General features: G+C 53.3%; 21 protein-coding genes and 2 pseudogenes. 12 read left to right on the top strand and 11 right to left on the bottom strand.

Features of this window, described 5'->3' with window-relative positions; genetic code table 11:
- Nucleotides 1-98: 98 nt before the first annotated feature.
- A complete protein-coding gene (locus RBB76_RS11990) occupies nt 99-1,901 on the bottom strand; it encodes an MFS transporter (protein ID WP_429631857.1) in 1,803 nt (600 codons plus the stop codon).
- A 54-nt stretch (nt 1,902-1,955) separates the two neighbouring features.
- Nucleotides 1,956-3,017 carry an amidohydrolase family protein gene (locus tag RBB76_RS11985; protein ID WP_429631859.1) on the bottom strand — a complete coding sequence of 354 codons (1,062 nt, stop codon included), beginning with the start codon at nt 3,015-3,017 and terminating at the stop codon, nt 1,956-1,958.
- 636 nt (nt 3,018-3,653) lie between these two features.
- Between RBB76_RS11985 and RBB76_RS11980 the strand changes: the two genes are divergently transcribed.
- On the top strand, nt 3,654-5,234 hold the full coding sequence (locus tag RBB76_RS11980) for an enterotoxin (RefSeq protein WP_429631861.1): 1,581 nt from the start codon (nt 3,654-3,656) through the stop codon (nt 5,232-5,234).
- A 74-nt stretch (nt 5,235-5,308) separates the two neighbouring features.
- Here RBB76_RS11980 and agaR read toward each other — a convergent pair whose 3' ends face one another.
- The 4 genes from agaR to RBB76_RS11960 form a co-directional block, all read right to left on the bottom strand.
- Nucleotides 5,309-6,070, bottom strand: a complete 762-nt coding sequence (agaR, locus tag RBB76_RS11975; RefSeq protein ID WP_429631923.1) for a transcriptional repressor AgaR — start codon at nt 6,068-6,070, stop codon at nt 5,309-5,311.
- Between the two features lie 310 nt (nt 6,071-6,380).
- Nucleotides 6,381-6,563 carry a class II D-tagatose-bisphosphate aldolase non-catalytic subunit gene (locus RBB76_RS11970; protein ID WP_429631925.1) on the bottom strand — a complete coding sequence of 61 codons (183 nt, stop codon included), beginning with the start codon at nt 6,561-6,563 and terminating at the stop codon, nt 6,381-6,383.
- Nucleotides 6,564-6,618: 55 nt separating this feature from the next.
- Nucleotides 6,619-9,153: a CHAT domain-containing protein gene (locus RBB76_RS11965; protein ID WP_433963549.1), complete on the bottom strand. Its 2,535-nt coding sequence runs from the start codon at nt 9,151-9,153 to the stop codon at nt 6,619-6,621.
- A 66-nt stretch (nt 9,154-9,219) separates the two neighbouring features.
- Entirely contained in the window at nt 9,220-10,068 is an 849-nt protein-coding gene (locus RBB76_RS11960) for a choice-of-anchor P family protein (protein ID WP_429631865.1), read from the bottom strand.
- A 425-nt stretch (nt 10,069-10,493) separates the two neighbouring features.
- Here RBB76_RS11960 and RBB76_RS11955 point away from each other — a divergent pair, with 425 nt between their 5' ends.
- The 3 genes from RBB76_RS11955 to RBB76_RS11945 all read left to right on the top strand — a co-directional run bounded on the left by RBB76_RS11955 (nt 10,494) and on the right by RBB76_RS11945 (nt 13,161).
- Nucleotides 10,494-11,150: an anti-sigma factor family protein gene (locus RBB76_RS11955; protein WP_429631867.1), complete on the top strand. Its 657-nt coding sequence runs from the start codon at nt 10,494-10,496 to the stop codon at nt 11,148-11,150.
- A 256-nt stretch (nt 11,151-11,406) separates the two neighbouring features.
- The gene (locus RBB76_RS11950) at nt 11,407-12,318 is read left to right on the top strand and encodes a LysR substrate-binding domain-containing protein (RefSeq protein WP_429631869.1); all 912 of its coding nucleotides are present in this window, start codon (nt 11,407-11,409) and stop codon (nt 12,316-12,318) included.
- A gap of 117 nt (nt 12,319-12,435) precedes the next feature.
- Nucleotides 12,436-13,161 carry an SDR family NAD(P)-dependent oxidoreductase gene (locus RBB76_RS11945; RefSeq protein ID WP_429631871.1) on the top strand — a complete coding sequence of 242 codons (726 nt, stop codon included), beginning with the start codon at nt 12,436-12,438 and terminating at the stop codon, nt 13,159-13,161.
- Between the two features lie 145 nt (nt 13,162-13,306).
- Here RBB76_RS11945 and RBB76_RS11940 read toward each other — a convergent pair whose 3' ends face one another.
- The 4 genes from RBB76_RS11940 to RBB76_RS11925 all read right to left on the bottom strand — a co-directional run bounded on the left by RBB76_RS11940 (nt 13,307) and on the right by RBB76_RS11925 (nt 18,160).
- Nucleotides 13,307-14,551, bottom strand: coding sequence for an MFS transporter (locus tag RBB76_RS11940; protein ID WP_429631873.1), 1,245 nt, complete (start codon nt 14,549-14,551; stop codon nt 13,307-13,309).
- A gap of 272 nt (nt 14,552-14,823) precedes the next feature.
- A complete protein-coding gene (locus RBB76_RS11935; protein WP_429631875.1) occupies nt 14,824-16,047 on the bottom strand; it encodes a S8 family peptidase in 1,224 nt (407 codons plus the stop codon).
- A 10-nt stretch (nt 16,048-16,057) separates the two neighbouring features.
- Nucleotides 16,058-16,669 carry a hypothetical protein gene (locus RBB76_RS11930; RefSeq protein ID WP_429631877.1) on the bottom strand — a complete coding sequence of 204 codons (612 nt, stop codon included), beginning with the start codon at nt 16,667-16,669 and terminating at the stop codon, nt 16,058-16,060.
- A 126-nt stretch (nt 16,670-16,795) separates the two neighbouring features.
- Nucleotides 16,796-18,160 (bottom strand): MFS transporter, encoded by a 1,365-nt coding sequence (locus RBB76_RS11925; RefSeq protein WP_429631878.1) that lies wholly within the window; start codon nt 18,158-18,160, stop codon nt 16,796-16,798.
- A gap of 181 nt (nt 18,161-18,341) precedes the next feature.
- Here RBB76_RS11925 and RBB76_RS11920 point away from each other — a divergent pair.
- From RBB76_RS11920 to RBB76_RS11910, 3 genes and pseudogenes are all read left to right on the top strand, one after another.
- Nucleotides 18,342-18,575: pseudogene (locus RBB76_RS11920) on the top strand (alkaline phosphatase family protein); the annotation flags it as partial.
- The gene (locus RBB76_RS11915) at nt 18,547-18,777 is read left to right on the top strand and encodes an alkaline phosphatase family protein (protein WP_429631927.1); all 231 of its coding nucleotides are present in this window, start codon (nt 18,547-18,549) and stop codon (nt 18,775-18,777) included. The pseudogene RBB76_RS11920 and the gene RBB76_RS11915, both read left to right, overlap by 29 nt.
- Nucleotides 18,699-19,052: a multicopper oxidase domain-containing protein gene (locus RBB76_RS11910; RefSeq protein WP_429631880.1), complete on the top strand. Its 354-nt coding sequence runs from the start codon at nt 18,699-18,701 to the stop codon at nt 19,050-19,052. Before RBB76_RS11915 ends, RBB76_RS11910 begins: the two co-directional genes overlap by 79 nt.
- Nucleotides 19,053-19,169: 117 nt before the next feature.
- Here RBB76_RS11910 and ppk1 read toward each other — a convergent pair whose 3' ends face one another.
- Complete coding sequence (gene ppk1 / locus RBB76_RS11905; RefSeq protein WP_429631882.1) at nt 19,170-21,290, bottom strand: polyphosphate kinase 1; 2,121 nt, start codon at nt 21,288-21,290, stop codon at nt 19,170-19,172.
- 627 nt (nt 21,291-21,917) lie between these two features.
- On the opposite strand from ppk1, the gene RBB76_RS11900 reads away from it, so the two are divergent.
- From RBB76_RS11900 to RBB76_RS11880, 5 genes and pseudogenes are all read left to right on the top strand, one after another.
- Nucleotides 21,918-22,439: an RNA polymerase sigma factor gene (locus RBB76_RS11900; RefSeq protein ID WP_429631884.1), complete on the top strand. Its 522-nt coding sequence runs from the start codon at nt 21,918-21,920 to the stop codon at nt 22,437-22,439.
- On the top strand, nt 22,436-23,158 hold the full coding sequence (locus RBB76_RS11895) for a hypothetical protein (RefSeq protein ID WP_429631886.1): 723 nt from the start codon (nt 22,436-22,438) through the stop codon (nt 23,156-23,158). The genes RBB76_RS11900 and RBB76_RS11895 overlap by 4 nt, the downstream gene beginning before the upstream one ends.
- Complete coding sequence (locus RBB76_RS11890; RefSeq protein WP_429631888.1) at nt 23,155-24,102, top strand: HEAT repeat domain-containing protein; 948 nt, start codon at nt 23,155-23,157, stop codon at nt 24,100-24,102. Before RBB76_RS11895 ends, RBB76_RS11890 begins: the two co-directional genes overlap by 4 nt.
- A gap of 341 nt (nt 24,103-24,443) precedes the next feature.
- A pseudogene (locus RBB76_RS11885) lies at nt 24,444-24,527 on the top strand (twin-arginine translocation signal domain-containing protein); the annotation flags it as partial.
- A gap of 84 nt (nt 24,528-24,611) precedes the next feature.
- Entirely contained in the window at nt 24,612-25,064 is a 453-nt protein-coding gene (locus tag RBB76_RS11880; RefSeq protein ID WP_429631929.1) for a (2Fe-2S)-binding protein, read from the top strand.
- Nucleotides 25,065-25,071 lie beyond the last annotated feature (7 nt).

The raw sequence follows: 25,071 nt of genomic DNA, 5'->3' as shown, positions 1-25,071 counted from the left end.
AGTTTTCCTAACCGCCGTTTCGAAAGAGATATGCAGAGCAAGAGAGAGGACGGGGAGTGGCACCTTGTGAGGATGGCGTCGTGCTCGCAGGGACCTGGCTAGTTCCCTAAGGCTTCGAAGTGTTGCTCAATCTGCTCCAGGGTTTTTCCTTTGGTCTCAGGCAGGAAGAAAGTCGCGGTGATGAAGTAGATCACCGTGAATCCGGCAAAGAGAAAGAACATTGTCGAGTAGCCGTACTTACTTACGACGGGGAGAAATAGAACCGCAAGTGTGGTCGACACGAGCTGATTGATTACTAGCGCAACACTCATTCCGATGGAACGAATTCGCGTCGGCATCAACTCTGAAAGCGCAAGCCAGACGCAGACTCCAGGCCCTACTGCAAAGAACGCGATGAATGCAAATAGCGCAAGTGCCACCATGTATCCGTGAGCCCGGTCGGGAACCTGGCCGATTCGCGCACGTTCAATTGTCAGAGGCGCGGTCCGAGCAGCGTCGAGATCAGAGAAAGGATTCTTGAAGAAGGCTTCGACCCTGGTTGCGGGAATGGAACTTGCCCGAGTAATCCGGATGGGTTCTGCCGCAGGGTCATCAGAGCGGACGAAAGTAGTCGCCCCGGTAAAACCCCCGTAGGAGTATATGACCGCGAGCGATGCATGTGCACCAAGCGACGTCGTGTCTTCGTGACCGCTGGCCGCCAGGAGACGATCGGCTTCCGGTTGATCGAACTTAAGAACCAACTCCTGTTGCGGCCCTACGAGCGATTGAACAGCGTCGCGACACTCCAAATTGGATTTTTCCGTTTTCCAAAAGAGCATTCCGATTGAGATCAGCGTCGCCATCAGGCCTGTGCTACCCAGGATGAGCAAAAATCTTCGGCCCCTGCGATCGACGAGTGTCATTCCTACGATTGTCATCAGGAAGTTCACGGTAGTAAAGATGACATAACCCCAATGCGCTGCTAAATCGGAGAGGCCGCTTTGCAGCAGGATGCTTGTGTTGTAGCCGATGATCGAGTTGACGCCGGTCGCGGTGTTACAGAAGAGAATCACGCAAGCAAGTAGAAACGGAATTACATACTTTTTGCGAAAGAGGCTCTCCGTGTTCTTTTGGCCTGATCCATCCGGCATTCCGACGTTCAGCGAACGCTGTTCCATCTCGCCGAACTCGAGCTCCGCCATTGCCGGTGTTCGCGAGCGACGTAGCGCCGCCATAGCGCGTTCACGGTGGCCAGCGCGAAAGAGGTGGCGCGGCGACTCCGTGACAAAGATGCTCCCGAGAACGAATAGGACTCCCGGCGGCAGTGAGATCCAGAAGATGTGTCGCCACGCACGATCTTTGACCTGAAACAACGCCGCGGCATCGGACGCACGCGCCACAGCCTCAACGCGATAGCTGTAGTAGATTCCGATCAATGCTGCGGCTACGATACCGAGCGTAAGCAGCCACTGAAATATTCCCGTTCCTTTACCGCGATTGGATGAGGCAAGGCATTCCGCGAGATAGAGCGGAACCACCACACCGATAAATCCGCCGCTGATGCCCTGTAGGAGTCGTCCGACAAAGAGAGGACCGTAGCCATGGGACAGCGCGATGACAGGAATGCTCACAACGAAGACGAGGCCGCTCAAAGTCATCATCGGTTTGCGGCCCATCCAGTCCGCGAGCAGCCCGGCGAAGATGGTCGAAATCACGCTACCTAGCAGGACAGCCGCGACAATCACTGAAAGCTGTCCGGCATTCAATCCTGAGGTCGCCTCCAGATAGGGCAGCGCTCCCCCGATGATTCCGATATCCACCCCATAGAGCAGGCCGCCGAGTCCGGCCACACACAATAGCAAAGCGTTATAGCTGCGTTGAGCTGAGGCTATTGCGGAAGAGGAATTAGCTCCAGAGATCATAGATCGTATTTGCTCCCGCCAACAGTGTCTCAGTGGCCATTCCTGCTCGCAATCTCACTTTAGATTTGGCAACAAACGCAGTGCATTGTCTCGATAGACCTTCCGCAGAACATCCTCCGGCAAGTCCATTCCATAGATGTTCCAGCGTCCCTGGCGAGATGCGTGGGTGGGGTATTCGAAATATTCGTCCGCCGTCTCCAGAAACCGATAATAGAGACGATACATCTCGACCTCTGGAACAAGATCAGCGCCGAACAAAATCCGATCCGCAAAGCGTAGAAAGAACTTCCGCGCCGAATAGGGTTGCCGTCCTAGTTCAGATGCCCTCGCACTGATATCCACGAGCACATTTGGATTTGCATCCAGCATCGCGGAGACACGCTGAAGATCCTCTGCATTCTCGGCAATGTGAGCGGCAACGAAAGTTGTCCCCGGATGTCTTTTGAAGACGCGATCCCGCTGATCTAGCAACTCATGTTTGCTGAACTCGGCACCAAAAAAGCTCCAGTCCGGGTGTGCAGCCAACTCTTCATAACGCTCGTTGTTCGCATCAATTGGAAGGAAAAAAGCCTCCGGATCGCCAATATGCACCATCACCGGAATGCCAAGCTGGCCGGCCTTCTCAAAGATTGGTGCAAGACGTTCGTCATCGACGTGTAGAAGCTGTCCGCTTGCATCACGCACGGACAAGCCGAGATCTTTCCAGAACTTGAATCCGACGGCCCCATGCTCTACCAGACGCTCAAGCCGGTCGATGCTTACTCTAACGAAATCGTCGCGCTCGACGCCTGTCCAATCCATCCAGCCGATGGTCGAGAAACGTGCAGCATCCGCGGACCGGTAGCGATCCATCATACGGAGCGCTTCATCCCCCACCTTCATCGTGATGTTGACGATGTGCTCGATTCCGCAAGCATCCATGATATCCAGCACATGTTTTGGCTCCTGCGCATCCAAGTGATTGTGATAATCAATGACCGGAAAGCGTGGAAGTAACACTTCGTTGCGTGGCGTGTTCAGCATGCAGCGTGGATGAAAGTCGCTAAGCGGCAGCGTAACATTGGCCGTTGCCGATACCATGGCGATGAACTTGTCTTGTGCTTTCTGTTCCGACATCATTTCCTCGTTCGTGAGGGTGTGCTTTTCGATTCGAGATCTCTTTCGAATCGCCGTCGCTCCTAAAATGAAGCTCCGGCATGTTGGAAGAGATTGCGATAGGTGGACTATAAAACGAAACATACCACTATTTCTATATATTTCGTTTTATGTTAGAAGATAATCATTTCAATCATCGAACTCGGGGCCAACGGCACTATGTTCAACTTCCTCTTCTGTCGATTTAAGCGCAGGCTGTTAGGTCTATTGTTTCCTATTCTGATTTGTAGTGGTCCATTCGGCGTTGCTCAGGACCAGAGCCTTTCTGCCAAGAACAATACCGTCCTGCACGCCGGGGATCTGTCCCTCAACATCGAGGTCTCCAACCATCATTTTGGCGGTTTTCACGTCCGTGATGGCTTTTCCGATAGAACAATTGATCTCCCAGAATCCTTCATTCTCGTGTTGAGGGACAAGAGTGTGCTTCGTTCAACGGAGATGCAGGTGACTCGGGCATCGAACTCAAGACTGGCAACGGACCCGCATCAATCCTTGCGGATATCGCATGACGATAGAGCTTCGACAAACGCCTGCTGGAGCTTTGCTACTCCACGATTGCCCGCTCATCTTGAATGGTGCGTTGTCGCGCGTCCCGGATTGGCTTATGTCCGACAGTTGCTCAGCATCACGGCAACCGCTCAGGATTTGCCTATCGCAGAGATCAGGCTGCTTCACTTTGCCGATCCAATGGCGCACGTCGAAGGCATGGTCAAAGGCTCCCCAATAATTAGCGAAAATATGTTCTTTGGATTTGAAAATCCGCTCTCCGTCAGCACAGTGCAAGACCGAGAGGTTACGGTTTCTCTCTTTCGTGATCTGCCTCTTCGCGCCGGCCAAAGAATCACATATTCCTCCGTGATTGGGACCTCGCGGCCGGGCCAGCTCCGTCGCGCGTTTCTTAGCTATATAGAGAGTGAGCGCCCACGGCCATATCAACCGTTTTTGCATTACAACTCCTGGTTTGATCTTGGCTATGAAAACCGATTCGACGAAAACGGAGCACTTGATCGGATCAACGCTTTCGGCCAGCAGTTAACGGTGGCGCGGCATGTTCAGCTTGACTCTTTCCTTTTCGATGATGGATGGGACGATCCGACTACATTATGGGGCTTTAACTCAGGATTCCCGAACGGGTTCACGAAGGCCGGGGCGGCGGCGGCTCAATACAAGGCCGGCATTGGTGTTTGGCTCTCACCGTGGGGCGGCTATTCCGATCAAAAAAAACAACGCATCGCGTACGGCCGCGAACATGGATACGAGATTCTTCACGACGGCTATGCGCTATCCGGACCGAAGTACTTTGAGAAGTTTGAGGATACCTGTCTTACGATGATCGGTCAGTACAACGTCAATCAGTTTAAGTTTGATGGGACTGGCAATGCGGACAGTGTTTTTCCGGGGAGCGCTTTTGACAGTGACTTCGATGCCGCCATCCACCTCATCGAACGGCTCCGTAAAGAGAAGCCATCCATCTTTATCAATCTCACCACGGGTACGACGGCCTCTCCGTTCTGGCTTTTCTACGCCGACTCTATCTGGCGCGGCGGAGAAGATCACGACTTCTCCGGGGTAGGTACACCCCGTCAGCGTTGGATCACGTACCGCGATGCACAGACCTACAAAAATATTGTTCGCCAGGGTCCACTCTTTCCGCTCAACTCGCTAATGCTCCACGGCATTGTCTATGCCAAACAAGCAAAGGATCTAGCCACCGATCCAGGCAACGACTTCGCTGACGAGGTTCACTCTTACTTTGGGACAGGAACTCAGCTACAGGAGATGTACATCACGCCTTCGCTCTTATCGCCAGCGAACTGGAACACGCTCGCCGATGCGGCTCGATGGAGCCGTTCTCACGCCGAGACACTCAAAGACGTTCACTGGATTGGCGGTGATCCGGACCAGCTGCAGGTCTACGGATGGGCGGCGTGGAGTTCACGAGAGGGTGTGATTACCCTGAGAAATCCATCGAATAATCCACAGGAATTCAGCATAGATGCAGCCAGAGCCTTTGAACTCCAGCCGTCAGACCCAGCAACCTACAAAGTGCACAGTGTGTGGAAGGACGAAAAAGACTCGAGCCAAAAATTCGCGTCGGAGTTGCGCAGAGACCAGAGATTCTTGATTCATCTCGCCCCATTTGAGGTCCTCACACTTGAGGCCGTGCCCGCCGATTAGCAAATCAAAGGGAAAATCAGCCTGGAATACGAAGGCTGCCGCATAAGCGGTTTTTCTTGGTTCCTAGATTCGGCCTAAACAAGTGTGAGTTTGATGTTGAGATTGCGTAGGGCTTCGGCCGTCTCTTTTGGAAGATTGTTGTCGGTTATGACGTGATGAATCGAAGACGCATCGACGATCTTCGACAAGCTTCGGCGATTGAATTTAGTGGAATCGCAGACCGCCACGATCGTCTTAGCGGCTTTCACCATCGCACGATTAACACGCGACTCCATTACATTCGGCGTCGTAAGGCCTACCTCAAGGTCAAATCCGTCGACCCCGAGAAATAGGATGTCGGCATGCATGTCATGAAGCATCTCTTCTGCAAGCGGGCCGACGAGGGAAAAAGAGTTCTTGCGCAGCGAACCTCCGGTAAGGAGCACTTCGAAGTCAGTCCCGCTTAGCTCAGCGGCGATATTTACCGCGTTAGTAATGATGGTCAGGTGCGAAAACTTCTTAAGGGTCCTGGCGATGGCAGTCGTAGTCGTCCCTGAGTCAAGCAGAACGCATTGACCTTCCTGGATAAGGTCTACGGCAGCGATCGCTATCCGCTGCTTCTCCTGCAGGTGACGCCCTTCCTTCTCCTTGATCGACGGATCGAAAAGGGTTCCCGACTGTGGAAGCAGTGCACCACCATGAGTTCTCTGCAATACGCCCCTGCGTTGGAGATAGTCGAGATCCTTACGGATTGTTATCCGGGATATTCCGAGGGATTCTGACAGCTCCTCGACGAGAACGCGACCTCGTTTCTGTGCCAGCGAAAGGATATGCTGGCGACGTTCTTCGATGAGCATTTGTTTGCCACTCTCGGACTCTGCGGGAGGCACTTTTGACGAGGCTTTCGGAGCGACTTTTCGCTGCATAAAGGTCAATTTACCAAGTGACAACTCCCGAACAGTACCACGGGGCTTTCGCATAGGCAATTCCGAATTAAAAGGAAAGACGAAAGAGGTGCGACCTGGTTGCAGTCAGCGGCATAGAACACCCAGCACGTCCCGCATGCGGTCCACGATCAATGACACTGGGTGTCACCTTCTATTTCTTTATTTCGCGGCCGCGGGTATTGCAAGGATAAATAGCGGCTGCAAATGCTATCGGGCGTGGTTACCACAGAAGATTCGCAATCAACATATCAACGGCTTCGGCGATCTCGGGTAAAAGCCAGTAGTTACGAATACGGTCGATATCGCGATAGAGCCTCAATAGCTTCTGTTCTGCGGGAGTGCCCTGGTAGTAGGATTTCCAGTTCGCGAAGTGATTTCGGTGAAGTCTGCCTCTGCCATCGATGTCATAAGTTTACGGTTGGCTAAATCGGGAGACAGACTGGTTCAAAAACCTCAAGCTAGCGTTCTTCAGTGACGGCCCCCTCATAGAGAACGAATGGCCCCCAATAATACGGTTTCGCATAAATAGTTTGCGACCGTAAAAGCTCGAGTTTAGCTGCCCGCAGCGCGACTCCGGGATCTTCTCCTTCAGCTATACCGGAGTAGAAGTTGTTCATGAGGCGGGGAGTGGACGTATCATCTACGTCCCACAGTGCGGCAAGTACTTGATGTGCTCCAGCTCTAAGAAATGCCCAAGAAAGCCCCACCAATCCTTCAGATGAGTAGATTCTGCTGCCCGCACTATCACAAGCAGAAACAGTTACGAGCCTGGCGTTCAGCTTCATCTTTGCGATATCGCGTGCATACAGGTTAAACGAACTACCGTCTTGGGAAAGAACGACGGCGGAATCGAGTGGGCTTACGCGGCTTGCTGTTCCATGGGCCACAAAATGAATAAAAGAAAAAGTCTCAGGCTTCGCATTGAAATAGGCCGTCGGAGTAGCGTCCGGGCCTGAAATAACAGTTTCTTGTTCTGAGCTAAAGTGGCCTCGTATGAGCCGGATTTCATCGCCTGCATGTGCTAGCGGCTGATAATATTGGGGCGCTTTAGGATCTCCGATCAAAAGGAGCGTTTTATTTGGCCTTGCCGATGGCCGTAAAATTGAATGCCCACCTGTAGATAGCAAGGCTGTTGAATTGGCATTCGAGATGAAGACGTCCTCGATCCAGTAGTGCGGCTTCGGTGAAGCGACAATTAGAGTTTCGAAGTTCAATCCGCACAAAACTCCATCAGGAATGATGGTTATCCGCGCCTCCGGCGTAATCCACCGCTCCGCCGGACCAATTAGCACTTTGTAAAGTTCCTGTCCGTCGGTATAGTCCGCGTTCTGGGATTTGAACGATCCAGCAAGTCGTTCGTGATGCCGTTCGACCATTGCACCAATCTGATCTTCACCCGGCAGGACGAATACCTGCGAACCATCAGGCCGACAAACCCAAAGATAACTCTGTTCCGGCCCTAGCCAATAAGCGAGGATCACCCGGTGCTGACGCGACGCGGCACGCTGAGTGTCGGCAACGCTCAACGCCTGTCTGCTAAAACCGCCTTGCAGTTCCAGGCCCTCCGTGAGTGTTTTGGCGCGATGCAATTCCGCTACAGCGAAAGCGTCATTCGACCGACCCCGGTCCATTAGAAATCTGATGTAGGCGTTATAGGCGTCCTTAGCGTTTGTGGGATAGGAGAGCTCAAATTCTTCTCGACCGAGAGACTTTCGTTCTTTGTCGAGAACTGCAATCGCCGATCTGTAATGCTTATCGGCCAATTCCGGCTGCTTGAGCTTGTCTTCTGTCTCGCCCAGGCCGTCCAAGGCCTCTGCCTTCATGCTGATGTCGTCGCCTGCGTCACTAACCACTTCCTGAAACAGCTGATTGGCCACGATGTACTGTGCGGTTGCAAACGCTTTGTTTGCGCTGTTCAGCTTCGTGTAGAGTTTGCTGTTCTGACTGCCGATCGCATCTGCTAAAGCAGCTGCTTCCTGGTTATAGCGCTCCGCAAGGGGGAATTGTTTTTTTGCGAGTGCAATTCTCGTTAATCCATGCAGTCCATAGATCACCTCTTGCCGATCATTCAGCGACCTCGCCAATTCGAGAGATCGTGAATAGGATTTTTCCGCTTCTGGAAGATCCCGACGGAGAAACTGTACCTCTGCAGCGTTCATCAGCCAGGTCTGTTCATCGGTGATCATGCTATGTCGTTCTGATATAGTCTCCGCCTGAGAAAAACTTTCGAACGCTCGATCCAGGTCGCCCATTTTGAGATAGGCCCACCCCAGGTTGCCCAGGGTTCTTGTTGCCGTAATTTCCGCGTTGCGGGATTGAGCTAAGAATATGGACTCATTGAACCAGTCAGCAGCCTCCGCATAACGATGCTGTTGCATGTTAAGCATGCCAAGGTTGCCTAATGCACTTGCTTCGAGAATTGGTTTGTTCTGTTGGTGGGCAATCTCAGCTGCCTGCCGAAACATTTGGTCTGATCTCGCAGGCTCATGATGAAGAGCTGCTAATCGACCCTCGCCAAGCAATAATCTGCAGGTTACCTCACGCACCTCCGGAGTGTTTAGCGTCTTGGCGGTGGCAAATTCCCGTTCCGCATCATCGAACATTTGGAGATTGCTGTAGGCGGATCCGAGCAACACAGATCGAAACGCAGCAAGGTCGGACTGCGAAGAAACGGAACTTGGCATTGGAGCAAGCAGATTCACCGCGTCGCGGGAGAATCCCTGCCAGATTAGAATCTCAGATTTAAGAAAGCGAAGACGCCAAGCTTTCTCAGACTGTTTGTCGTGCAAATCCTGTAATGAGGCGTCCGCTTCATGCAATGCGGATTCCACATCACCCTGAGAGAACTTCAGCTCCGCGTCCTCAAACGTTGGCTTTGGCGTCGACTTGACTCCAGGGCGACAGGCCACGAACAGAAAGCAAATAAGCGAGAGGAGCGTTATCCGCCCTTGCTTTAACGAAGTCGCGACCCATACTGACCTCATCTTCGACATTTCGTTTCTTCGAGAGTTCGTGGATGAGGTCATTACCCTGATTGAAAGTCCTGTGGTTACATTATTCTACGGGTACCACTTACCGTTGGTCTCCAAACCAGCTACCGCTAAACTCCCGACAACAGGGCTACCTAGTTCAAGGCGCATCATCGTAAGCCGCTTTGTATCTTCCGAGGAGGTAAGTTCGCCCAAGTAGAGCCGGCCAACGTCGGGAATTTTAATAGCGTGGGCATAAGGGACAGGTGGTGCATTGACCGCTCCGGATGGACTTGCTTCTCGCACGGACCGCACCAGACTGCAGTACAAATGGGATCCCGACTGCTGCCAACCAGGGATGGGCGGCGCTAGTAGACGCTCCTGCAACGTGGCTGGCATGTTTGCAACTGGATGACCCCATTCGTATCTCAATTGAGTCGGCGGAGTGAAGCCTGCGCAAGGGTCACTAGTGTTGCACTTGCCTAGAAAGTGATCGACCAGAGAGGAATGTGTTGAATGATGCGCAAAGAGATTATCGAAGAGATCGACCTCAACTGGTTTTCCTGCAATCTTCAAATTCTGAAAGGTACTACCCAAGGGAATGATTTTGGCTGGCTGGCCGTCTTCGTGAGTTGAGGACAGCCTGCCGATCACTGAATCGGCAGTAATCACATCGAGAATATTGAGATCCTCTACAACCGTATTTACAACCGTACTGTGACGGGTGTCATTGTTCTGGATTCCCGAAATATAGGTGTGCGCCGAACGGTAAGAGATTAGGTCTTTGAGACGATAGCTGTCTGCTTTTGCCGAAGCGAGGCCACCAACGATCGAGAGAGCCGTAGCTGCATGGCTGTTAATCTCCTGTTCAAGAGGCTGGGTGATCCTGCCGCCGAGCGCGAATCCATTCGCGTGATATAAGAAAATTCTTTTTCCCATCTGTATCTCCGCTCCTGTGGACATCTAGCCTCGGATGACCAATCTAACATCGTCTACTCGGTTGAACTAGACATCTCGGCTTTGAAGTCTCCGAGTATAGTGGCTCTACGTGAGATTCGTTTCAAGTGTCGATATAAAACTTGCAAAGAAATGGGCTCGAGCCATGAGTAAACAGCTTTTTTGAGATTCAAGCGATCGACTTGCCCCCTTTACGGTACTCTCCCTTTTACTCACCGTAGTCTGTGGGATAGCCATTTACATTCCGAGCTGCCCCCGCTAGATCGCTAGGCACCGAATAACTAACTGAAAATAAATCGTTTGCGAATCCTCACTCATTGCCGCTACTGTTGTACTTGAGTTGAATCACTGATTGGCAAATGAAACGTTTAGTGGGCAAGCTTCACCATCCAATGAGGGCGTAATTTGTGGATCATAAGGAAGCAATTGAGAGTCAAGCCGTAGAAAGATATCTGCTGAAGGAATTGTCCGCCTCGGAGCGAGACGAATTCGAAGAGCACTACTTCGGATGCGGCGAATGCGCCAGCGATTTGAGAAGTACCTCAGCGTTTCTTGAACTTGCTGGAAGGGTGACTGTCTCTGATCGAATCAGCGCACCCAAACCAAAGGTCTTACCTATCCTTAATCGCTGGAAACCTTTGAGTTACGCAATTGCAGCTTCCATTGCATGCTTCTCGTTCATTTTGTATCAGAACATATTGCTGATCCCGAAGCTCCGTAGTGCCGCCTCACCTCAAGCCTTGCAATATTTTTCACTGACCGACAAGACCGCACGAGGTAGTGTTCAAACAGCGTTCAAGGTCGAACCTGGAAAGCCTTTTCTCCTGCTTGTTGATTTGCCACCGCGTGAGGCTACAGGCGAATATCGATGCGATATCTCGAATTTAGCCGGCAAGAAAATGCTGTCGTTCTCTTTGTCGAAAGAGAACGTACAAAACACGGTCCCGTTGCTGATACCGGCGACGTCCCTTGAACAAGGTGTCTATTCGCTAAGCATTTCAGGAAGGTCAACAAACGAATCTGCTTACACTGAAATTCAGAACCTTCATTTCGAGATCAGATGATTTTGTTTTTGGGATTGCCTGAATCGGCGATCGAATAGATTTCGAATGCAGCATGAATATGTGAAAGGCGCCTCTCTGTTTTGCTGACAGTGGCGATTGCCTCATGGTCTTGGGACTGCGCGATGCTCACGAACGCAATTGCCCTGTCCGCGAAAAAGCACATCTCCCGGGGGACCTTGGTGGGCATTGATGCAAGGCAACGGCGTGAATTTGATTGTCCGCATGTTTTAATCAATTGATAGGAAGGAGCTATCAGATGGAACTGCGGCATCTTCGATATTTCACTGCAATTGTCCAGTGGAAGGGTTACCGTCAAGCGTCGCGGCATCTTTATATTGCGCAACCCTCCATTAGCCAGGCTGTGGCAGATCTTGAAGGCGAACTCGGGATCAAATTGTTCGCGCGCGAGGGACGGGTCGCCAAGCTCACACCCGAGGGGCAGGTTTTCTACGAGGAAGCATTGAAGACGCTCGCTCAAGCGGAGCGTTCGATAGCCACTGCGCAACGGGCCGCAAAAGGGGAGATCGGCACGCTTGGTATCGGCTTCATGGGATTTACGTCTCATCTGTTTCTGCCCGACCTTATACGCAAATACAAGGCTCGTCATCCTGGCGTTGCGATGCGCCTAGTCGAGGATGTGCCGGGAGGCCAAGACATTGCGTTTGATCGCGGCGAGATCGACATCGCGTTTACGCGTCCGCTGTCGGCAGACCGCCGGGCCCAGTATGATACGCGACTGCTCTTCAGTGAACCGTTAGTCGCAGCTCTATGCAAAGCCCGCAAGGTCCGGGCTAAACGAATTCGGATCGCAGATCTCGCGGGGGAACGATTCATCGTTTTCCAGCGGTCAAGCTCGCCTGCGGTTTTTGACACAATCGTACGTGTCTGCAACGACAATGGATTTTCACCCCGCTTGCAAAACGAGCTGAACAATATGAACTCTGTGCTTGCCACTGTCGAGGCCGGAGAAGGAGTCGCTATCATTCCCGCCTCAGCCCGCAACCTGCGCGCAGACAACATCTCGTTCTTCCGCCTGCAGCCTGATGATGTCCGTATCGACTTTGTAGCGGCATGGCAAAAAAGGGAACCCTCAGTCCCTCTCAAATTGTTTCTTCAACTACTGGAAGAAGAGCTTCCCTCCATTCGTGAGAAGACCCTTTTCTCGTAACCGCGAATAGATAGTCTAGACCTATCATTTGATCGAAACTTACGACGAATCGCGATCAATGCAAGCTGAATCTCTTGTTATGTACGACGAACAAAACCGTCGCGACGAAGGAGAAACATGGCAAGCAAGGGAACAATCATCGTAACTGGAGCGTCTCAGGGGATCGGCGCGGGCGTGGTGCAGGCGTTTCTCGACCGGGGCTACAACGTGGTGGCTAATTCGCGGAATATTATCAGCTCAGGCACCTTTCGTGAGTCCGATAAACTCGCGCTCGTCGATGGAAACATCGGAGAGAGCGCGGTCGCAGCAAAGATTGTGGAAACTGCGATCACAAAATTTGGTTCGATCGACGCTCTGGTGAACAACGCTGGCATCTTCTTTGCCAAACCGTTCACGGAATTCACGGTGGAAGACTTCGAGGCGCTTTCGACTGTGAACCTCAAAGGCTTCCTCTTCGTGACTCAGGGCTCTGTGAAGCAGATGCTTGCGCAGAAGAAAGGTGGCAGCGTCGTCAGCATCACCACTTCGATGGTCGTCAATCCGATCGCCGGCATGCCGGCGTCCGTGCCCATGATCACCAAAGGCGGCATTGAAGCTGTCACCCGCAGCCTGGCGATCGAGTATGCGAAAGAGCACATCCGCTTCAACGCAGTAGCGCCGGGCATTGTTGACACTCCGATGCACGTAAACAACCCAAAGGACTTCCTCAAGACGCTCTCGCCGATGGGCACAATCTCCAGCATCAGCGATATCGTTGACGCCGTTGTGTACCTAACCGAAGGCCGCAACGTCACCGGGGAGGTGCTGCACGTGGACGGTGGATCCCACCAGGGTCGTTGGTAACCCCCAAGGACTCAGGCACAAACGCGGACAGTCGGCTTACGGCTGTCCGCGTCAAGATGAAGCCCGCGCCTTTGGGCCTGCCTAGCTTGACGATGGTCAGGTTCGAGCGTTGGCTTGGATAGCGGACTGTAGTCACCTCTCCAGGTTAGAGACGAACGGAACGGGATGAACGAAACGTTTCATCCTTCCTCGAGACAAGGAAATAGAGACTTAGGCTAGTTAGCGCGATACCAGCGCCGGCCAGTGACTTTGAAACCCCAAACATAGGTATGAGTTTCCCCAGCCCCAGCGCGCCAAGTGGAATCCCGGCGCGGAACGCGAGGTTGTAGACACTCATGACACGGCCACGCATTGCATCCGTCGAGATGAGTTGCGCCAGAGAAAGCATAAGGGATGCAGATGCCATAACTGCCGCTCCTGCGAAAAACATCAGAGTGCAGGATGCTGGAAGCCATCTCGATAGGGCGAATCCAGCCGTAATCAGCCCCAATAGGGCGAGGATCAGGAGGGTTAGCCGCCCCTGTCCCTTCAATTTTTCCGAAGTCGCAACTGCTAGAGCGCCACAGATTGAACCGGCGCCTGAGCAGACGAGCAGCAACGTGTAAGTTTCCGGGCCTTTGTGGAACACATCGCGAACAAAGACCGGAATAAAGCCGTTGAGAGAAAAACCAAACAGTGTCGTACAGAATGCCAGGACAACCAGTGCGCTCATGCCGTCCCGCTGCCGTATGAAACGAATTCCCTCTTTCATGCTCGACAAGACAGAGTCAGTTGTCTTTGCAGGGACGAACTTCACCTGAATCAGAAAAAGCGACGCTATCACCGCCAAATAGGAGAAACCGTTCAGAGTGAAGCACCAAGTTGCACCAAGCGTGGTGTAGGTCAAACCGCCAAGCGTCGGACCAATGATTCGGGCAAGATTAAACTGGATCGAGTTCATTGCGATCGCGTTGGAGAGATCCTCTGGACCAACCAACGTCGGCAAGAGCGAGGAGTACGCAGGGCCACCGAAGGACTGCCCAAGGCCGACGACGAATGACAGCGCAAGAATGTGCCATACCTTTACAACGTGGAATGCGAACAAAAGTGCCAAGAGAAACGCGCACGTCATCTGGATGTACTGCGAGGCAAGGAGCAGCTTCCGGCGATCCATGCGATCTGCAAAGACACCGCCGAATAGAGAGAACATCATAATTGGAAGCTGGCCCAAGAAAAGGTCCAAGCCGAGATAGAACGGGTCTTTCGTCAGGTCATAGACTAGCCAGCTTTGCGCGAACTGCTGCACAAACGTCCCAACGGTGGACGCGCATGCTCCGAACCACATCAAGCGGAAGTCGCGGTAACGAAAAGCCCGGAAGGTGCGTGCGAACCCTGCAGTCGCGTTTGCCATTACTTCGTTTAACTATCTCCCTGATCAGGACACAAGGTATTCACGCTTACTGTCAAGAGTTGATACAGAATCGATGTATACGCGGTGTGTTTGGACTCAATAAAGAAGTTGATGCTGCCGTCGTTATTATCTTTTGGATATGTGGTCGCGGGTCTGATGCTCGCGAAGCGCATCGTCGTAAGAACACGAAGCTGCAATTTTTATTACGAATGAATAAGGATAAACCCTCTCGTCACTTGTCTGGCAGGGCCGATGTCGGAGTAATTTCACCGTCATACGTAGTGAAAGATGCCTCGTCCGTACTCGTTCGCATTCCCACCACCTGGCATCACGCACATTTTGAGAAGGGCGTCGATCAGGTCCTCACGACTCAGAGAGGAATAGCTGCCGTCCTGGCGCATCAAGGCCAGTATGCCGGAGATGTACGCAGTCGACACCGACGTTCCAAAGCAGATGCCCGTACTACCACTGCCTACATGCTCTTGTGGCAGTACTTCTTCCCCTCCTGGGGCGACCAGAAAAGCCGTGTGGGTTGTGCCATAGTTGCTGAACGACGACCGCTGACCGCTATCGGTCACCGATCCAACAGCTATCGTGTAGTCAAAGGCCGCGGGATAGTGGAAGCCGGTTGTTGATCTTTGATTGCCCGTCGCTGCCACAAAGATGGGAGCCCTGAATCCAATCCGAATCGACGGATCGAGATCGATCAACATACCAAGCATTTTTTCAAGAGCAATCGAACGAGAGACATCATTCGCGCCGCAGGCTCCGCAACTCCCGCCAAAATCGACAAAGCCAAAACTAAGATTGACGATTTCTGCTTGGCAGTCGCACACGGCGATAGCAAGGCCGGCGAGAACATGCATATACTCCGGGTCGCTGTCGGCTATACGCACCATCGATATTGATGCCCCCGGGGCGACTTCGTGGATGAGCGTTGCCATTGCCGTTCCATGTCCGTCGGTGTCGACCTGATTCGCCGCTCCGGGATGGAGGTTAGCGGACGTTGTCGTTATATCGTAAAAGTCAGTCACGAAATGCAGCTTGTCGGATCCCGTGTCGAGCACGGCCACTTTAACGTCTGCCCGCCCTCCACCACCCGCCGCTCCGATGTTGAGCGTCTTCAAATAGCTGTTATGCCAGCCACCGAGAGAAAAGGGGAGCCCGAGTGCCGAGAGTCTAAACTTTACGTTTGGTTCGATCGCTTCGATATGGCCGCGCCACTGCCGTCGGCCTGTCGGATCGGAATGCCATCGAAGAATCTTTGGGATGGCGATTTTTTCCTGACCTTCTGCGACCTCTAGGGCATGAAATTCATACGGCAATGCTTCGAGTACCTGCGTAGCGACGATTGGTACTTCGGAAAGTTGTCGTAAAAAGTCAGACAGAGATCCCCGGTAGGTGATTCCGAAGTCCCAAGGTCCGAACTCTCTGAGATGATTGACCGCTTGTTTTCCAGCGTCATTATTTGGAATCGTCGCGAGATACTGAGGCATACTGAACTCCCTAGAAGATCGGGCGATAGATTGGATCGTTCGGCGCACCGGGTGCCGATTCGATCGCTTTCTTATTCAGAAGCCCGATGAGGGCATCTTTGAAATCCCGAGGAAGATCATACCCTCGCGCTCGGATCAGGGTCTGAATGTCTTGCTCTGTCCCTTGGAGGTGCTTCGGATCGATGTGGGGAAATCGGTTCCTGGTTTCGATCTCTGCAATGATGTCGTACAACATGATCTCGGTAGGACTCAGCTTCTCAAGGCTTTCTGCAAAAGCGGCTAAGAACTCAAGCCCCTGCTCAACACCTGCCAGAAAGGTGACCTTTGAGGCATCCACGGTAGAGATGCCCAGAAAGAATACTGAACAGGCAGCAGACCGGATAAGCTTCTTGAGCTTAATATGTAATGGCCCAACCCGAACTTCAGTGCTTCCAGGAAGCTTGTTTTTATCACTGGCAGCGATTTTTTGGAGAGTCTCCGCGGCCTTCTTGCTGTCCGGTTCTTTTGCCAGGGCAGCGGCAATGTCTGCCGCTGTGAGTTTTGGGACGCCATCGCCTTGCGGTAGCGATTTGAGGAGAAACTCGAGTTCGCTTCCCTTCTTAATCTCCGTTGATTCCGCCATATAAATCTCCTCGGTCAGATAAACACGCTATAGAACACGGCTGGCCCGGGACTTCTGACGCTGGAAATGAGGATACTGATTTCCAGCCAGTTGGCAATAGATTGGGTTTGATCACTTCTTTGCACTTCAGTGCCGCTCGTCAAACAAGTGCGTCACCCGTTCTGTGCTTGCCCGTGCCCAACCCGTGTTCGACGCAAACCCGATCACTAGCACCGCTGCGCCGCACGCCGTCATTACCCACCAAATCGGGTGTGTCGCCGAAGTGAAATCTGTGCCGTTTGCATGGCTTACTGATACCACCGTTCCAGACACCGCGACACCAATCGCTGCGCCTACCTGCCTGCTCGTCGAAGCAACCGCAGCAGCTACGCCCGCCTGAGATAGCGGCATTCCAGCCACCGCGCTGTTTGTGATCGCCGCATTCACCATGCCGAGCCCGACGCCGAACAGCGCGTATACAGCGAGCAGCCAACCTACTGAAGTCTGTTGAGTCAACCGGGTCAGCATGAGTGCGCTTAGTAGGAATCCAACACCTGAGGCCAAAAGAGAAGGTCGCGTGCCGTAGTTCCCTACAAGCCGTCCCGACAATGGCGAAGCCACCAACATCGCTAACGCCAGAGGCAGCGTAAACAATCCAGTGTGAAAAGGTGAAAATCCGCGCACCTGCTGGAGATAGAGTGCATTCAAAAAGAGAAATCCCGCGAAACAAGAAAAGGCACATAGGGCTAAGACCGTTGCGCTCGAGAATGGCACGCTGCGGAAGAACCGCAGGTCCAAGAGGGGATCACTCCTGCGCGGCTCGTATAGCACGAACGCAAGCAATGCCATCCCCCCTGTAATAAAGAACCCCAGGATCAATCCTGATCCCCACCTTTCGTGCGGCCCTTCGATGACACCCGACGTCAGCGTTGCCAGCCCAATCAGCACCAGGATCTGTCCAACCGGGTCAAAGGCGCGGGCGCGCGCAGCCTTCGATTCAGGCACAAAGTGCGCCGCCAGCAGCGCTGCCGTAACTCCGATCGGCACGTTGATCCAGAAAATCGACCGCCATCCAATTGACTCAGTCAGGGCTCCCCCGATCAGCGGTCCGATACCCAGCGATAGACCTGCCACCGCCCCCCATACGCCCACTGCCCGCGCTCGAGCCTTCGGATTCGGAAACGCATTTGCAATAATCGACAGAGCTACCGGATTCAGCATTGACGCCCCAAATCCCTGGAGCGCACGAAATCCGATAAGTTGTTCGATTGTTCCAGCCCGACTGCATAGAAGTGATCCGAGAACGAACACGGCCAATCCGATCTGGAACACCCTCCTGCGCCCGAAACGGTCCGACACTGATCCTGCCAGCATCAGGAAGCTTGCCACCACCAGAGTGTAAGCGTCGAGGATCCACTGCAGTCCAGCCAGCTGAGCGTGCAGGTCTTTCTGGATTGCCGGCAACGCGACATTAACAATCGTCACATCCATGCCCACGATCAGCAGGCTCATGCAACAGATCGTAAGGATCACGTTGGGATGAGTAGTGCGTATGGAGGGATCAGCGGTGACCCCATTCTTTGTGGCGGAAGGATAAATGGACCGATTCTCAGTTTTTGGCAAAGTGTCTCCACTTAAAAGATGCATATGATGAGACAAAGATGGAAAAAGCCGCTGGGCTGGCCACTCCGGAGAATCCGATCCACTGGACGAGCAGGAGTTCCTGGTCAACACGATCAACTTCATCCAACAGTCGAAGTTTTGGGACTCGACTGCGATCATCGTGACCTACGACGACTCTGACGGCTGGTATGACCATCAGTTCAGGCCCCATCGTAAACTCCTCCAACGGGATCGCAGACTTCCTCAACGACAAGGGAGTTTGCGGAGATCAAAAGGTGATTCTGCCGGGCATCGATCCGACTAACCACCATGCGCTGGCCCGCTGCGGCCATCGGCCTCGCTTGCCGCTCCTTGTTCTTTCCCCTTGGTCAAAAGAAAACTTTGTCGATCACACATTGACCGACCAGACCTCAGTCATCCTTCTCAAATGTTACTCAACGGAAACCGCTGGCACGATCCCATTACCGAGAAGCCCCGTCACGGGAGTTTGGAAATCTGGCAACTGATCAATCTGACCACCGACACCCACCCCATTCATCTGCATCAGGTGCGATTTCAGGTACTGGATCGGCGCCCGATTTCGGTGCCAACTTACCTATCCAACGAGACTCTGGCCTACATCGGCCCTGCGGTCTCTCCGATGAAGCAGGAGGCTGGATGGAAGGACACGGTGCGTGTGGAGTCGCGAGGGGGTACGCGTATCGCAGTGCGCTTTGATGGCCATGCGGGCCGATTTGTCTGGCATTGCCATACCCTTGAGCACATGCGGCTAACGAGATGATGCGGCCCTACGAAATATTGCTTGATTAACGTATATCGCGGCCAACTTCTAGAGCACACGGGCACTATGTCATTGCATGAAGCCGTTTGCCGCAAGGCGAGAATCGCTCGAAGTTTACTAGCAGTCTCCACAATAAGAGCTCGCAAGATCCATCATCGCCTTGTGAGTTCCTAGTGCCTCGGCCCCCGTGGAACTGCCTTCTCCATCAGGCCGCAACTGCGAATAAGTGCCGTTAGTATCGAGGACCCAAGCTTGCCGCTTGTCCGTCAGACAAATGTCAAGGAACTCCCAAAGCCTCCGCTTTGGTTCTTTGGCTAGGATCGGCGTCGCCACCTCAATTCGCTTAGAGAGGTTGCGAACCATCCAGTCCGCAGATCCGATGAAAAAATCACCTTCAAGGTGATCCTCTTTACCATTGGCAAAATAAGCGATTCGCGAGTGCTCGAGGAAGCGGCCGATGATGGATCGAATACGAATGTTCTCGGTCTGACCGGGAATGCCTGGGAGCAGACAGCAGAAGCCTCGGATGATAAGGTCGATCGATACGCCGGCGCGAGAGGCTTCACAGAGCGCTTCGATCAATGCCGGGTCTTCAAGCTGATTCATCTTCGCGACGATTCTGGCCGGACGTCCCGCCAGTTTATGCTCGATCTCACGTTCGATTAGTTCAAGGTAACGCGGGCGCATAGTCGTAGGCGCCACCAAAATGGTAGTGCACTCCGGCGCGCTTGCGTGCCCGGTCAGATAGTGAAAGAGATTCACAACGTCGCGAGTAATCAGAGGGTTGCTTGTCAGCAGACCAAGGTCTGTGTACAGGCGTGCTGTCTTCACGTGGTAGTTGCCGGTCCCGATATGCACGTAGCAGCGCAGGCCATCGGCCTCCTTCCGAACAACGAGGGCCGTCTTAGCGTGAGTTTTGAGACCCTTAATGCCGAACGTTACATGGGCTCCCACTCTCTCAAGCTCGGCCGCCCAGTGCAGATTTCGCTCTTCGTCGAAGCGAGCTTTTATCTCCATGACGCAGGCGACTTGCTTTCCTTGTTCAGCGGCCCGAACTAACGATTTAACAAAGGGCGTATCGTCGCCAATACGATATGCGGTCATCTTGATCGAGATGGTCTGCGGATCGTCAGCGGCACTATGTATGAACGCTTCGACGCTGGCGTCAAAGCTCTCGTAGGGATGATGGACAAGCACGTCACCGGCTTGAATGGCGGCGAAGATTCCCACGTTCTGGAAGGCCGGGGGTACGAGAGGAGTCCAAGCGGGTTCACGCAGCTCTGGGAACGGCAAGCCCATAAGCTCAAACAGGCTCCCGTAATCCAACTCCTCCTGCATATCATAGAGTTCTGAAGGCGCCAGTCCAAAACGCTCGCGCAGCAGCTCCTTGATCGCCGGGTCAGCGCCCGGCCCGAACTCAAGACGGATGACCGGTTCATAACGCCGTTGACGTATCTGATCCTGAACCAGGCCTCGAATCTCAGCTTCGGAATTCTCCTCCAGTTCCACCTCAGCATCGCGAGTTAGCCGCATGAGCGTGACAGACCTGATCGTCATTCCACTGTAAAGCTTATGGAGATTGCCCCGAATGATTTCATGCAGAGGAACGAATACCTTTTGATTTGGTGCATCATTGCTCTCCAATGGCACCCACTGTTTCAAATTTTCGGGAACTTTTACGCGAGCGTACATCGATTCGTTGTGAGCTGTGTCGCGCAGATGAAAGATCAGTGACGTGGAAAGATTGGAAAGAAATGGAAACGGATGCACAGGATCAACGACCAGCGGAGTTAGGGCTGGAGATAGCTGCGAGTCAAAGTAGCGCGCGGCTTCGTCCTGCTGAACTTGGGTTAGTTCATCCCAATTTCTTAGATGGACACCGTGCGCAGCCAAACCGGGGATGATCACTTGCCGGTAACACTCAGCCTGGCGCTGAAGCATGGGGGTCAGCCTGTCCCTAAGCTGCCGTGTCAGTGAACGCCTCGCCTCAGCTTCTCCCTCGCGCAGTACGACGGCACGCTTCATGAAAAACTCATCCAGGTTCGAGGTGAAGATAGCTAAAAACTTAGCTCGTTCCAACAATGGCGTCCGCTCATCGAGCGCCTCGGCCAGCACTCGTTCGTCGAAATCGAGCCAGCTGACATCGCGGTCGATCCAAACATTCGAGAGCGTGGGGGAAAGCGACTCGTTCAAAACACCGTCATCGCCTATAGATGCGAGGGTTGCAGCAGTGCTCATGCTTTTTTCCTCGATGAGTGAACTCGCGAAGGTGCACTCATAATATGCGCAGGACTATGAACAGAGCATTACATCGACGACATGAGAAGCGCGCAAACATCCTGTCAAGGATAGAGAGGCGATTCCTCTCAGATTATGCGGCTTTCCGTAGTCAATGCATTGGTCGAGATCGACACCTGGGTTAGGTACGAGGGTACTAGTGTCGTACGTAAGGTCTGGAATGGAGGTGCCAATCTTGTCGAACTCGAAGCCGACGGCTAGGCAGGCCAGTTTGAAGGGTTGAGCGCGCGTCTATATAACCCCAATCTCACCAGTGGAGTCTCAATTTTGCGAGCGGTCGTGCAGGAATCTTCAGCCAGCCCACGATTGGCGAGTTCAAGAACGGGCGCGGTGAATCTTCGATCAGGAACCATTGAATGGCCGGGCTATCCTTCTTCTATTTGTCATATGGCATATGGGACATTACTCCCAATTCATGCCGGTATGAGATGGACGCTTGTCCATTCCGCCGATTATTTTTCCCGGGAACCTAACCAGCGGGCAAACCAGTTGTCTAATCGGCGAATGGATAGAGCAGAGACAGAAGCGATCCGAGAGGTGCTCGGGGGGAATCGAGACGCTTATCGTGTGTTGATGGATCGTCACTTCTCGTCGGTGGCTCGTGTAGCGTTTCGCATCACTGGCAACAAAGAAGATGCGGAAGAAGCAGCTCAGGAGGCGTTTCTGCGCGCTTACAACAAGCTGCCGAGTTTTCGGCAGGATTCTGCCTTTTCGACCTGGATCGTACGAATCACTATGAATACGGCTATCAATCTCGTCGAACGACGCAACCGCGATCTCTCCTATCGTGCACCGCGAATCGCGGACGAGCCCTCTGCGGCACAGGGTACGGTGCGTGTCACAGACGGGCAGGCAGGGCCGGAGGGCGAGCTGCTTGTCAGGGAAGCTGTCTCTCTTCGTGAAACAGCGATGGCAGCGCTCACTCCGATGGAGCGAGCTGCATTCACGATGAGGCACATGGAAGAAGTTCCAATGTCAGAGATTGCGGAGGCACTGAACATCACGGTGAACTCAGCGAAACAGGCTGTTTTTCGAGCGGTCTCGAAGCTGCGGCGATCGCTCGCGCCTGTTGCAGGAGGTTTGCGATGAAACATTTTCCAGAAGAGGATTTGATTGCATATCAGTTACATGAGAGCTCGAATGAGACTGCAATTCGTCGGCATCTGGAGGAGTGCGTGCAATGCGCCGCTGTGTCGGAGTCGATCGCGGAGACGCTGCGTGTGTTTTCCGCCGAGCCAGTCCCGAAGCTTGATCTGGAGAGAAACTGGCAGCGGTTGCGTGGAAATCTGAGTGTATTGGGCGCCGGCCATCCGAAGCGGTTTGGTCTTCGGTGGAAGCTTATATGGCCCACGATTGGCTTGGCGATGGCAGCGCTCCTCGGGGTGGTCTTTATAGCTTTGCACGGGAGCTACACAATGAAGAGGCGGCCGAATGTGGCGATCAACGGACACGGACCACTGACGAGTGAGCCCCGCGATCCGGCAATTGCGGATCATCTCGACTCCGCGGAACGGTTGCTCACTGAAGTGAACAACACTCAGGGGCCGCTGGATGAGATTACGCGCGAACAGGCACATCACTTGCTTCTGAAAAACGCGGTTTATGTTCACTCGGCGAGGGAGAGTGGAGATGTGGCGCAAGCAGCGGTGTTGGAAAACCTCGGCCGTGTCCTGACCACACTGGACAACGAACCGGAAACTCAGCACAGCACGTGGAGGCTGCGGTTGGAGATGAATACAAGCGGATTGCTGTTGGACATAAGGATCCTGCAGCAAAACGACGATCGAAATCAAGGAGCGGCACAATGATGTCTTTTACTCGAATTACACTCTGCTCGACACTGCTGTTTTTTTCGATGGACGTGTCTTCCATTCATGCGCTCACGCCAGAACTGGCTGCTGCACCGGTACAGGACGATGTCGCCTACACAGCGGGCTCGAAAGCAATGGATGAGCATCGCTGGCAGGATGCGGTTGTCTCTTTTGACAAGGTGATTAACGCTAAAGGGAAGCGCGTGGACGCGGCAGTTTATTGGAAGGCTTACTCGCTGAACAAGCTGGGCAAACCTCAATTAGCTGCGGCGACATGCGACCAACTACGTGCGCAAGACCCGAACAGCCAGTGGAATCGAGACTGTTCCGCATTGACTGTGAATGTACATATCGATACGGAGGCCTTAGCTGAGAGCATGAAAAATGTGAATGTTCAGGTGCGGGCAATGACCGATCCCTCAGTGGAAGATGTGGAGATGTGGGATAACAGCAATCCACCACACGGTTCAGATGAGGATCTGAAGATGTTGGCCTTGAACTCGCTGCTGAATCAGGATCCTGCGCGGGCGATTCCTCTCTTGAGAGGTGTCCTCAATGGGAACGGGTCGCCCGCCATGAAGAAACATGCACTGTTTGTGTTGGCACAAAGCAAATCGCCCGACGCCGACGCCATTTTGCATGATGCGGCGATGGGGAAGATGGGCCCCGAACTCCAGCGCGAAGCAATTCGGTCGATCGCGGTCTTCGAAGGCAAGCGCTCGAACGACACACTCGTGGAAGTTTATAAGGCGACTAGCGACCCGAAGATCAAGAAATCTGTCATCTCCGGACTATTTATTACTCAGGATGCACCGAGAATGGTGGAGCTGGCCCGCAGTGAGAAGGACCTCGAGTTGAAGCGAAGCATCGTGTCCCAGCTCGCTCTGATGAATGATAAGGCTGCAACTGACTACATGATGGAGTTGCTAAGCAAACCGTAGCTTCTTTGCTAACAAATCAACGTCGTAAACCAATTCAAATGTTCAGGAGCATATGGATGCGAACCCTCTCGCGCGTCTCGCCGCTGCCATCCACACGTCCCCAGTCACCACACTTTCGGCGCAGCAGCCAAAGATAGTTCACTCTCAATGAGATACGGGTTGTGTAGTCCGATATCCTTCCTCTCCCGCATAGCCTCCAAAAATTGCAGCGCTCCGTGGGGATTGACGTCGGTCTACCAAAACCTCAAGCATCGCCAGATGTGGAATAATTGCATGCGTCCAAGAGAGCCGTGTCGGGGAGGTGGTACTTGGCTATCGATGAGAAAGACACAAAGGGACCGATGTCTTCGCTAGGGAAATTGAGCCGAAGATCATTTCTTTCCCATATAGGAGCAGCGGGAGTTGCCACGGCCGCGACTGGGGTCGCTCCGCTGGCAATCACTCCAGCGATCACTCAGGCCCAAGAGAGAACAGGCTCTGAAGGCCACGCTATTCCAGGAAGGGTGCCTGTGACTTTGAGGGTGAACGGTCAGGCATATTCGGTTCAGATTGATCCGCGCGCCACGCTGCTGGACACCTTACGCGAAACGTTGTATCTGACCGGGACCAAAAAAGGCTGTGACCACGGGCAGTGTGGAGCTTGCACGGTGCATATCAATGGCCGGCGCGTGAACAGCTGCCTGACGTTTGCAGCAATGCAACAAACCGCTGAAATTACCACAATCGAAGGTGTCGGTCAGCCAGGCCACTTGCATCCGATGCAAGAGGCGTTCGTGGAGCACGATGGCTATCAGTGCGGCTATTGCACCTCTGGGCAGATTATGTCTGCCGTAGCCATGGTCAAGGAACCTTGGGGAGCCGGAGATAGCGATGTAAAGGAAGCTATGAGCGGCAATATCTGCCGCTGCGGGGCATATCCGAATATCGTCGCGGCGGTCCAGGCGGTTCGGCGGATAGGGTAAGACAGGA

The organism is Tunturiibacter psychrotolerans, from assembly GCF_051013365.1.
GTDB lineage: Bacteria > Acidobacteriota > Terriglobia > Terriglobales > Acidobacteriaceae > Edaphobacter > Edaphobacter psychrotolerans_A.
Note: the sequence above shows the minus strand (reverse complement) of the source record. Positions and strands in the feature narration are given on the sequence as shown.

What these genes read in the sequence shown, in the direction of transcription:
- RBB76_RS11935 (WP_429631875.1), bottom strand. Translation starts at nt 16,047, where the DNA reads ATGCCTCAGTATCTCGCGACGATTCCAAATAATGACGCTGGAAAACAA.
- RBB76_RS11925 (WP_429631878.1), bottom strand. Translation starts at nt 18,160, where the DNA reads ATGAGCCTGCTGATCGTGGGCATGGATGTGACGATTGTTAATGTCGCG.
- RBB76_RS11950 (WP_429631869.1), top strand. Translation starts at nt 11,407, where the DNA reads ATGGAACTGCGGCATCTTCGATATTTCACTGCAATTGTCCAGTGGAAG.
- RBB76_RS11895 (WP_429631886.1), top strand. Translation starts at nt 22,436, where the DNA reads ATGAAACATTTTCCAGAAGAGGATTTGATTGCATATCAGTTACATGAG.
- RBB76_RS11945 (WP_429631871.1), top strand. Translation starts at nt 12,436, where the DNA reads ATGGCAAGCAAGGGAACAATCATCGTAACTGGAGCGTCTCAGGGGATC.
- ppk1 (WP_429631882.1), bottom strand. Translation starts at nt 21,290, where the DNA reads ATGAGCACTGCTGCAACCCTCGCATCTATAGGCGATGACGGTGTTTTG.
- RBB76_RS11940 (WP_429631873.1), bottom strand. Translation starts at nt 14,551, where the DNA reads ATGGCAAACGCGACTGCAGGGTTCGCACGCACCTTCCGGGCTTTTCGT.
- RBB76_RS11990 (WP_429631857.1), bottom strand. Translation starts at nt 1,901, where the DNA reads ATGATCTCTGGAGCTAATTCCTCTTCCGCAATAGCCTCAGCTCAACGC.
- agaR (WP_429631923.1), bottom strand. Translation starts at nt 6,070, where the DNA reads ATGCTCATCGAAGAACGTCGCCAGCATATCCTTTCGCTGGCACAGAAA.
- RBB76_RS11890 (WP_429631888.1), top strand. Translation starts at nt 23,155, where the DNA reads ATGATGTCTTTTACTCGAATTACACTCTGCTCGACACTGCTGTTTTTT.
- RBB76_RS11930 (WP_429631877.1), bottom strand. Translation starts at nt 16,669, where the DNA reads ATGGCGGAATCAACGGAGATTAAGAAGGGAAGCGAACTCGAGTTTCTC.
- RBB76_RS11985 (WP_429631859.1), bottom strand. Translation starts at nt 3,017, where the DNA reads ATGTCGGAACAGAAAGCACAAGACAAGTTCATCGCCATGGTATCGGCA.
- RBB76_RS11965 (WP_433963549.1), bottom strand. Translation starts at nt 9,153, where the DNA reads ATGTCGAAGATGAGGTCAGTATGGGTCGCGACTTCGTTAAAGCAAGGG.
- RBB76_RS11960 (WP_429631865.1), bottom strand. Translation starts at nt 10,068, where the DNA reads ATGGGAAAAAGAATTTTCTTATATCACGCGAATGGATTCGCGCTCGGC.
- RBB76_RS11910 (WP_429631880.1), top strand. Translation starts at nt 18,699, where the DNA reads ATGTTACTCAACGGAAACCGCTGGCACGATCCCATTACCGAGAAGCCC.